Source organism: Candidatus Methanomethylophilus sp. 1R26 (assembly GCF_001481295.1).
Lineage (GTDB): Archaea > Thermoplasmatota > Thermoplasmata > Methanomassiliicoccales > Methanomethylophilaceae > Methanomethylophilus.
Map to the genome: position 1 here is coordinate 86,675 of NZ_LOPS01000042.1, position 8,434 is coordinate 95,108.

6 protein-coding genes and 1 pseudogene are annotated in these 8,434 nt (G+C 62.7%); 2 read left to right on the forward strand and 5 right to left on the reverse strand.

From position 1 onward, the window contains the following. Positions 1–23: 23 nt before the first annotated feature. From AUQ37_RS07565 to argC, 5 genes are all read right to left on the reverse strand, one after another. Entirely contained in the window at positions 24–713 is a 690-nt protein-coding gene (locus tag AUQ37_RS07565; protein ID WP_235585012.1) for an ACT domain-containing protein, read from the reverse strand. A 128-nt stretch (positions 714–841) separates the two neighbouring features. Continuing rightward, positions 842–2,035, reverse strand: coding sequence for an aspartate aminotransferase family protein (locus tag AUQ37_RS07570; protein WP_058748076.1), 1,194 nt, complete (start codon positions 2,033–2,035; stop codon positions 842–844). A gap of 2 nt (positions 2,036–2,037) precedes the next feature. Further along, complete coding sequence (gene argB / locus AUQ37_RS07575) at positions 2,038–2,898, reverse strand: acetylglutamate kinase (RefSeq protein WP_235585013.1); 861 nt, start codon at positions 2,896–2,898, stop codon at positions 2,038–2,040. 9 nt (positions 2,899–2,907) lie between these two features. Further along, on the reverse strand, positions 2,908–4,134 hold the full coding sequence (gene argJ / locus AUQ37_RS07580) for a bifunctional ornithine acetyltransferase/N-acetylglutamate synthase (protein ID WP_058748078.1): 1,227 nt from the start codon (positions 4,132–4,134) through the stop codon (positions 2,908–2,910). A gap of 5 nt (positions 4,135–4,139) precedes the next feature. Continuing rightward, positions 4,140–5,162: an N-acetyl-gamma-glutamyl-phosphate reductase gene (gene argC, locus AUQ37_RS07585; RefSeq protein ID WP_058748079.1), complete on the reverse strand. Its 1,023-nt coding sequence runs from the start codon at positions 5,160–5,162 to the stop codon at positions 4,140–4,142. Positions 5,163–5,399: 237 nt separating this feature from the next. Here argC and AUQ37_RS07590 point away from each other — a divergent pair, with 237 nt between their 5' ends. Next, the gene (locus AUQ37_RS07590) at positions 5,400–6,692 is read left to right on the forward strand and encodes an argininosuccinate synthase (protein WP_058748080.1); all 1,293 of its coding nucleotides are present in this window, start codon (positions 5,400–5,402) and stop codon (positions 6,690–6,692) included. Positions 6,693–6,740: 48 nt separating this feature from the next. Next, positions 6,741–8,146, forward strand: a pseudogene (gene argH / locus AUQ37_RS12585) (argininosuccinate lyase). Positions 8,147–8,434: the final 288 nt, after the last annotated feature.

Sequence of the window (8,434 nt, forward strand, 5' to 3'; positions counted from 1 at the left end):
ATGGAACCCCTCGCGGAAAGGGCTCAGCTCTTGCCGCCGACAGTGTCCTCGGCGGACTGGATGCACTTGGTCAGCACCGAGTAGGCGCTGATCATGTCCGGCTCGTCGACTATGAAGATGGTGTCGGTGTGGCAGGAGACGGTCTCCTCGATGTTGATGCCGGCATCGGAGAGATTGGTGATCAGGTAGGCGATGACCCCGGCGGTATCGACGATCTTCTCGGGGGACTTCACCACGATCTCGACGAGGTTCTCCCTCACCTTGATGATGTTGAACCTGCCGACGGTGTCCATGATCCTGTCCCTGAGCATGCGGTCGGCGATGATGGTGACGGCGCTGGCCGACTGCACGCACTGCATGATGGAGTTCTCGTTCCAGAGGTCCTTGAACAGGCTGTCCATCTTGTGGAGGACGGTCCAGTCGTTCTTGGCGGTGACGATGCAGGTCTTCGTCCTCATCTCGAGCCTGCTGTCCTTGAGGACGGTGAGGATGGCGAGCTCATGGTCGGTGGTGACGCTGAGCTTGGTGGCGTAGCGCCTGCAGGCGATCATGACGGCCTCCTCGTTCTCCACGTCCAGGTCCTTCATGATCATCCGGGCCAGGGAGGAGTAGTTGATGAGGCCCTTGGAAACGCAGTCCTTGATGCTCGGGTGCGCATCGATGTATATCCTGGTCCGCTCAGCCAGGCTTTCGCGCGAGGGGGTTTCTGCCATATCTGGGAAGTAACACATTCCGATATTTATGTCCTGTTTCTGACAGGATGTACAATTACGGCAGGTCCCGTAGAATAGGTGCGGGAAGGCCCGCAGGCCCCCCGCGGAAGAATATCCGTTAAGGTTTTTCAGAGCAGGGCGACGGCCTCTGAGAAGACCTTCATGAAGTCGTCCTTCTGCTTCATCGAGAAGATGAGCGGCGGGATGAGCCTGACGGTCTTGCCGTGGGCGAGGTTGACCAGGACCTGGTGGCCGATCATGTAGTCCCTGATGGACGCCGCCTCCTCGGGAGTGGATATCTCCACGCCCTGGATGAAGCCCATTCCGCGGACGTCGACGATCTTGTTCGGGAAGTCGGCCTGGAGGGCCTTGAGGTCCTTGGTCCAGGCCTCGCCGACGGTCCTGACGTTCTCGAGGAGGTGCTCGCGGTTGATGATGTCGATGACGGCGCATCCGCTGGCGGTGACCAGGGGGTTGCCGCCGAAGGTGGTCCCGTGGGTCCCGGGGGTCATGACAGAAGCGATTTCGTCGGTGGACATGACGGCTCCGATGGGCATGCCCGCGGCCAGGCCCTTGGCGGTGGTCATGATGTCCGGGATGACACCCAGGGCATCGCAGCACCACCACTGGCCGGTCCTTCCCATTCCGGTCTGGACCTCGTCGACGATCATCAGGGTGCCGTTGTCGGTGCAGAGGTCGCGGACGCCTCTGAAGAACTCGCGGGTCGCCGAGTGGACCCCGGACTCGCCCTGGATGCCCTCGATGATGAGCGCGGCGGTGTCCTTGGTCATCTTCGCTTTGACATCCTCGAGGTCGTTGAAGGTGTAGTAGACGTAAGCGTCCTTGTTGATGAGCGCCTCGAACGAGTTCTGGATGTTCTTCTGCCCGGTGGCTCCCATGGCGGCCGAGGTCCTCCCGTGGAACCCGTTCAGGGCGGACATGATCTTGGTCCTCCCGGTGTAGCGGACAGCGGTCTTCATGGCGCCCTCGTTGGCCTCTGCGCCGCTGTTGCAGAACAGTGTGCGGGTGATCGGCTCGGGGGTTATGGTGGAGATGCGCTGTGCCAGCTGTGCCTGCTCCTTGATGTAGTAGAGATTGGAGACGTGCACCAGGTGGGACACCTGGTCGCGCATGGCCTTGACCCATTCCGGGTGCGAGTACCCGAGGGAGCAGACGGCGATGCCCGCCACGGTGTCGAGGTACTGCTTCCCCTCGTCGTCGTACAGGTAGCAGCCCTCTCCCCTCTCGAACGCAAGGTCCAGGCGACCGTAGTTCGGGAACAGGTATCTCTGGCTCAGCTCCTTGACTTTATCGAATTCCATGTTTATCCCTTGAATGATGATTGTTGATCGGTTGATGATGCCCGCTTCGATCGGCCTTTGACGATGAGGGTGCCCACCGGCTCCCCTCTTATCGCGCCGGTTATTATGCTTCCGTCGGTGCGGCCGCTGACCATGCGGACGGACTCCGCCCCTGCCTCGACCGCCTTCCGGCAGGCGATGACCTTGGGGATCATCCCTCCGCTGATCGTGCCGTCCTTCACCATGGCATCGATCTGGGACAGCGTGACGGTGTCGATCTTCGACGACGGGTCCTTCACGTCCCTCAGTATCCCGGGGACATCGGTGACCGCGATCATCTCCTTCACCCCTGCCGCGGCGGCCACGGCCGCGGCCATGGTGTCGGCGTTCACGTTGAGATGCTGGGTCCCGTCCGACCCGACGGGATAGATGACAGGTGCCACGCCGTCGTCGACGAGGTCGTAGATGACCTGCGCGTCCACCTTCACGGGAACCCCGGTGAGACCATAATCCACGAACATCTCCTTCCCCTCGTCGATGACGGTCATGGGCTCGTCCTTCCTGCTCTCGGCCACGAAGTAGCCCGGCATGCCGACGCATCTGACCCCCGCTTTCTCCATGGCGGCCACGATGTCTCCGTTGATGCTGCGGAGGACACTCTCCACCACCTCCATCGTCGGCCCGTCGGTGATGCGCTTGCCGGCGACCTTCTTGGGCACGATGCCGCGCCTCTCGAGCTCGGCATTGATGGCGGGGCCTCCGCCGTGCACGAACACCAGGCTGATCCCCTCCTTCTGGAGCTCGGCGGCCTCAGCGCAGAGCTTCTCCAGGCCCCCCTCGCCGAGGGCGTTCCCGCCGAACTTCACCAGATAGATCTCGCGCATGCCCATCTCTCAGGATGCGTACTCCGCGTTGATGCGGACGTAATCGTAGGTGAGGTCGCAGCCCCATCCGGTGGCCTTCCCGTTGCCCACTCCGAGGTCCAGCTGGAAGATGACCTCCTTGTTGTCCATGGCCATCCTCACGACCTCGACGGACCTCTCCTCCTGGAACACGGGCGCGCCCGAGTCGAGGATGGGGACCTCCATGTCGCCGCCTTTGATGGTCAGGTGGACCTCGTCGAGGTTGAAGTTGACCCCGCTGTTCCCGAGGGCCATCATTATGCGCCCGTAGTTCGGGTCGGCGCCGAAGATGGCCGCCTTCACGAGCGGGGAGTTGATGATGGTCTTGACGACCTTGCGGGCGTCGGAGTCGCTCTCGGCCCCGGTGACCTCCACGGTGACGAGCTTGCTGGCACCTTCTCCGTCCATGGCGATGGTCTTGGCGATCTTGGTCATGACCATGCGCAGGGCGTCGGCGAAGGCCGGGTCGTCGTCGGCCGCCTCGCCCCCGGCGAGGCCGTTGGCGAGCATCAGGCAGGTGTCGTTGGTGGACTGGTCGCCGTCCACGGACACCATGTTGAGGGAATCGTCGAGGATCTGCTGGAACGTGTCCTGGAACTTGGGGGTCAGGACCGCGTCGGTGGTGATCATCGTCAGCGTGGTCCCGTGGAGCACCTTCAGGTGGGGCGCGATCATGCCGCTGCCTTTGGAGATCGCGGACACGTAGACCAGGGTGCCGTCGCCCAGGCGGACGCGGACCGAGCATTCCTTCTTCACGGTGTCGGTGGTCATGATGGCCTCGCAGAGCAGGCCGTCCGCCTCGCGGCCGACGTCTAGCTGCCTGGCGGCCTTCGAGATGCCGTACTGGATCTTGTGCATGTCCATGAAACGGCCGATGAGGCCGGTGGACATGACCCCCACCTGAGTCGGCTCGAGGTTGAGCTCGGCGGCGACCGCCCTCTGCATGGTCTCCGCATCCTCCAGGCCGCGGCGGCCGGTGAGGGCGTTCGCGTTCCCGCTGTTGACGACCACGGCCGACAGCTTGGGGGAGTTCTGCTTCATCATGAGCTGCACGGGCGCCGCCTTGACCTTGTTTGAGGTGAACGCCTTGAACGCAGTCGCCGGGACCTCGGAATAGAGGAGCCCCAGGTCGAGGGAGCGGTACTTGACTCCGCTGTGCACCCCGGCCGCTTTGAAACCCTGGGGGGTCGTTATGCCCCCGTCGATAATCTCTACCATTCAATTCACACTCCGAGACCCGGGAAGTCGAGGCCGTCGGACTCCGGCAGCCCCAGCATCAGGTTCATGTTCTGCACGGCCTGCCCGGACGCCCCCTTGACGAGGTTGTCGAGCACGCCGAAGGCGACCAGGCGGTCCCCGTCCAGTCTGACGGCCCCCACCTGGGCATGGTTGGACCCGACGACATCGCGGATCGACGGGTTCTCCACATAGTGCACGAAGCGCTCCTTCCCGTACTGCGCCTCGTACACTGCGTCTATGTCCTCCTGCGGCGCGCCGTCCCTGAGCCTCATGTAGCAGGCCGAGATGATCCCGCGGACTATCGGGACCAGGTTGGGGACGAAGGCGATGTCGCAGCCGGTCCCGGCGAACATCCCGACGGCCATGTCCATCTCCGGCTGGTGGCGGTGGGTCCCCACTTTGTACGGGATGACCGATTCGCCGCAGTACGGATGGTGGAGGCGGGGGGACGGCGTCATGCCGGCCCCGGACGTCCCGCTCTTCCCGTCTACGAAGACGTCGGGGAAGACGAGGCCTGATTTCATGATCGGGGCTATCGCGAGTATCGCGGAGGTGGCGAAGCAGCCCGGATTGGCCACCAGGCCCGCCCCCTTGATATTGTTGCGGAAGAGCTCCGGGAGCCCGTAGACGGCCTCCTTCATGCCCTCCGGGTCGGTATGCTCCTTGCCGTAGTACTTCTGATAGAGGGCAGGGTCGCTGAAGCGGTAGTCCCCGGACAGGTCGATGCACTTGATGCCCTGGGCGCGCAGGGCGGGGACCTCGTCCATGGCGACCCCGTAGGGGGTGGCCACCAGCACCAGGTCCAGGTCCTCGGTGTCCGAGATCTTCTCGGTGAACGAGATGTCGGTGTACCCCCTGAGGAACCCGTGGACCGACGAGACCTTCTTCCCGGCGTTCGAGCGGCTGGTGAGGGCCGCGAGCTCCACGTCGGGATGCTTCACGAGAAGGCGGGACAGCTCGCTCCCCGTGTAACCAGTTCCTCCGATGATTCCAACCCTGTAGACCATGGCCGTTCCCTGCTTTCGATGATGGAAGACCACTTCCGACAGGGTTAAAAATATGATGTCTGAAAAACGACACATTCTGTCGGAACCGTCAGAACTGCGACGGCACCGACGGTATGTCGACCTGAGATTCCCAGGGAGACAGAAAAGCACCCCTGCCCGGACGCGGCCCCGGAAGAGCCCCGCGCATGCGCGCGCATCGGCTATCTATAAATGAAAAGACGCTATGGTCTGGAACATATGGCAGCAGCTAAAGCGGCTAAGAAGGAGCAGGCGAAGAAAGGCACCGCCGGCAAGGCCGGGGAATCCGGAAGGGACAAGGTCGTCCTCGCGTACTCCGGAGGACTGGACACCTCCGTTGACATCCACTGGCTCTCGGAGAACTACAACGTAGACGTCGTCGCGGTCTCCGTAGATGTCGGCCAGCCCAAGGCCGAGGACGACATCATCGCCCGTGCCAAGAGGAACGGGGCGGTGGACGCCATGTTCATCGACGTGAGGAAGGAGTTCGTCGAGAACTACGTATGGCCGCTGGTCAAGGCTAACGGCCTGTACCAGGACGTCTACCCCCTCAGCACCGCCATCGCCAGGCCCCTGATGGCCAAGACGCTGGTCGAGGTCGCCGAGAAAGTGGGCGCGAAGTACATCGCCCACGGATGCACCGGGAAGGGGAACGACCAGGTCCGCTTCGACGCGGGCATCGTCGCCCAGAACCCCGACCTCAAGATCCTGGCCCCGCAGAGGGAATGGGTCGTCAGCAGGGACGAGGAGATCGACTACGCCGCCGAGCACGGCATCGAGATCAAGGCCAAGAAGAACAGCCCCTACTCCAGGGACGAGAACCTCTGGGGCGCCAGCTGCGAGTGCGGAGCGCTCGAGGACGCCTGGAGCGAGCCTCCTGCCGGCGTGTGGGCGCACACCGTCGACCCTGATAAGGCCCCCGACGAGCCGACCTACATCGAGATCGGCTTCGAGAAGGGCGTCCCGGTGTCCCTGAACGGGAAGAAGACCGACGGGGTCACGCTCATCGAGAAGCTCGACAAGATCGCCGGGGACAACGGCGTGGGGAGGATCGACCACGTCGAGGACAGGCTCGTCGGCATAAAGAGCCGCGAGACCTACGAGTGCCCTGCGGCCGTCGTCATCATCGCGGCGCACAAAGCGATGGAGGCCATGTGCCTGCAGCGCGAGGTGCTCGACTTCAAGAGGATCGTCGAGCAGAAGTTCACCCGCATCGTCTATGACGGCCAGTGGTTCGGCGGCCTCAGGGAGCCCGTCAACGCCTTCATCGACAAGACGCAGGAATACGTCACCGGCACGGTGCGCGTGAAGCTCTACAAGGGCAGCGTCACCGTGGTCGGGAGGAAGAGCCCCGTGTCCCTCTACGACCAGGGCCTGGCCACCTACTCCAAGGACACCGTCGACACCTTCGACCACAAGGCCGCGATGGGGTTCATCTACGTTTGGGGCCTGCCCGATCAGACCGCGGCCAGGGCGCATGCCGGCGCCAAAGGCAAGAGCAAGAAGCAGTGATCTGAGATGCCCGGGAAGGCACTTTGGTCAGGAAGGTTCAAGGACGGGATGGACAGCGGGACGCTGGCCTTCACCTCCTCGGTCGAGATCGACTCCAGGATGGCGTTCTACGACATCATGGGGTCCCTCGCCCATGTGAGCATGCTGAAAGCATGCCGCATCATACCCGCCGACGACGCGGACTCGATCACGGCCGGCCTCAGGAAGCTGGCCGGCGACCTGGCGGCCGGGAAGCTCGAGATGGACTACGGCCTGGAGGATGTCCACACCAACATCGAGGTCAAGCTGACCGAGATGATCGGCCCGGCGGGCGGCAAGCTGCACACCGGGAGGAGCAGGAACGACCAGGTGGCCGTGGATTACAGGATGTACCTCCGGGACGCCGCCCTCGGCGCCGTGGACGCCATCTCCTCGCTGATCCGCGCGCTGCAGGACGTCGCTTCGAAGAACCGCGACGTCATCCTCCCCGGATACACGCATATGCAGCACGCCCAGCCGGTGACGCTCGCCCAGCACATGCTGGCGCATGCGTTCAGGCTCGGCAGGGACTCCGACCGCTTCCTGGACGCCCTCGACAGGATGGACAGGTGCCCGCTGGGGGCGGCCGCCCTCGCCGGCACCACCTACCCGATCGACAGGAAGATGACCTCCGACCTCCTCGGCTTCCGCGACCCCACCGAGAACTCGATGGACTCGGTCGCTCCCGCGACCATGTGACGGAGATCGCCTTCGACTGCGCCATGGCGGCGGTCTCGATGTCCTCGCTCGCCGAGGAGCTGGTCCTGTGGAACACCCAGGAGTTCGGGTTCGTCGAGATGGACGATAGGTACTCCACTGGCTCGTCCATCATGCCGCAGAAGAAGAACCCAGACATCTGCGAGCTCGTCCGCGGGAGGACCGGCATCTCGGTGGGAGCGGTCATGAACATGCTCACCGAGACCAAAGGGCTCCCGCTGTCCTACAACCGCGACCTCCAGGAGGACAAGCGTCCCGTCATGGACGCCCTCGACACCGTCGTGGCCTGCGCGCGCATGATGGCGAACGTCGTCTCGACGCTGAAGTTCAACGAGAGCAGGATGCTCGAAGCGACGAAGTCCGGGTTCATCAACGCCACCGACCTCGCGGATTACCTGGTCACCAAAGGCGTCCCGTTCAGGGAGGCCCACGGCATCGTCGGGGCGGCCGTGAGGTACTGCATCGAGAAGAAGACCGTCCTCGACAACCTCACCCTCGACGAGTTCAGGAAGTTCTCGCCCCTCATCGACAGCGATGTCTTTGCGTCCATCTCCGTGAAGAACTGCGTGGAGAGGAGGGACTCCTATGGCGGCACCTCCCCCGCATCCACTGATGTGGAGCTGACCCTGTCCATGCAGGACAGCATGCGCCGCGAGGAGACCGTCCGCGCCAAGAACGCGCTCATCGAGAGCTGCTGGAAGAAACTCCTCGGCGAGTGAGCGGGCTTCCGGGCCCGTTCCCGTCCGGCCTTAGCCGAGGCCGGACCGCCTGCTCCGGCCGCGCATTCTGCACTTTTCTTTCTATATCTTATAATGATGCCTGATGGCTGAGACCGATCTTCAGCCATCGCCGAAGAATGAAAATAAATGATGATAACTCATCATTTTGTAGTTGTATCATGCCTTTTTGATGATTTGACATCAAAATATATTTATTCAAATTTACGAACAGTCGTATTAACAATAGATTATGACAGTATCCAACTTATTTTTTGTTGAATTTATTCG

Bases quoted from the DNA above. Each gene is read 5' to 3' on its own strand.
- AUQ37_RS07570 (WP_058748076.1), bottom strand. From the start codon at position 2,035: ATGGAATTCGATAAAGTCAAGGAGCTGAGCCAGAGATACCTGTTCCCG.
- AUQ37_RS07565 (WP_235585012.1), bottom strand. From the start codon at position 713: ATGGCAGAAACCCCCTCGCGCGAAAGCCTGGCTGAGCGGACCAGGATA.
- AUQ37_RS07590 (WP_058748080.1), top strand. From the start codon at position 5,400: ATGGCAGCAGCTAAAGCGGCTAAGAAGGAGCAGGCGAAGAAAGGCACC.
- argB (WP_235585013.1), bottom strand. From the start codon at position 2,898: ATGCGCGAGATCTATCTGGTGAAGTTCGGCGGGAACGCCCTCGGCGAG.
- argJ (WP_058748078.1), bottom strand. From the start codon at position 4,134: ATGGTAGAGATTATCGACGGGGGCATAACGACCCCCCAGGGTTTCAAA.
- argC (WP_058748079.1), bottom strand. From the start codon at position 5,162: ATGGTCTACAGGGTTGGAATCATCGGAGGAACTGGTTACACGGGGAGC.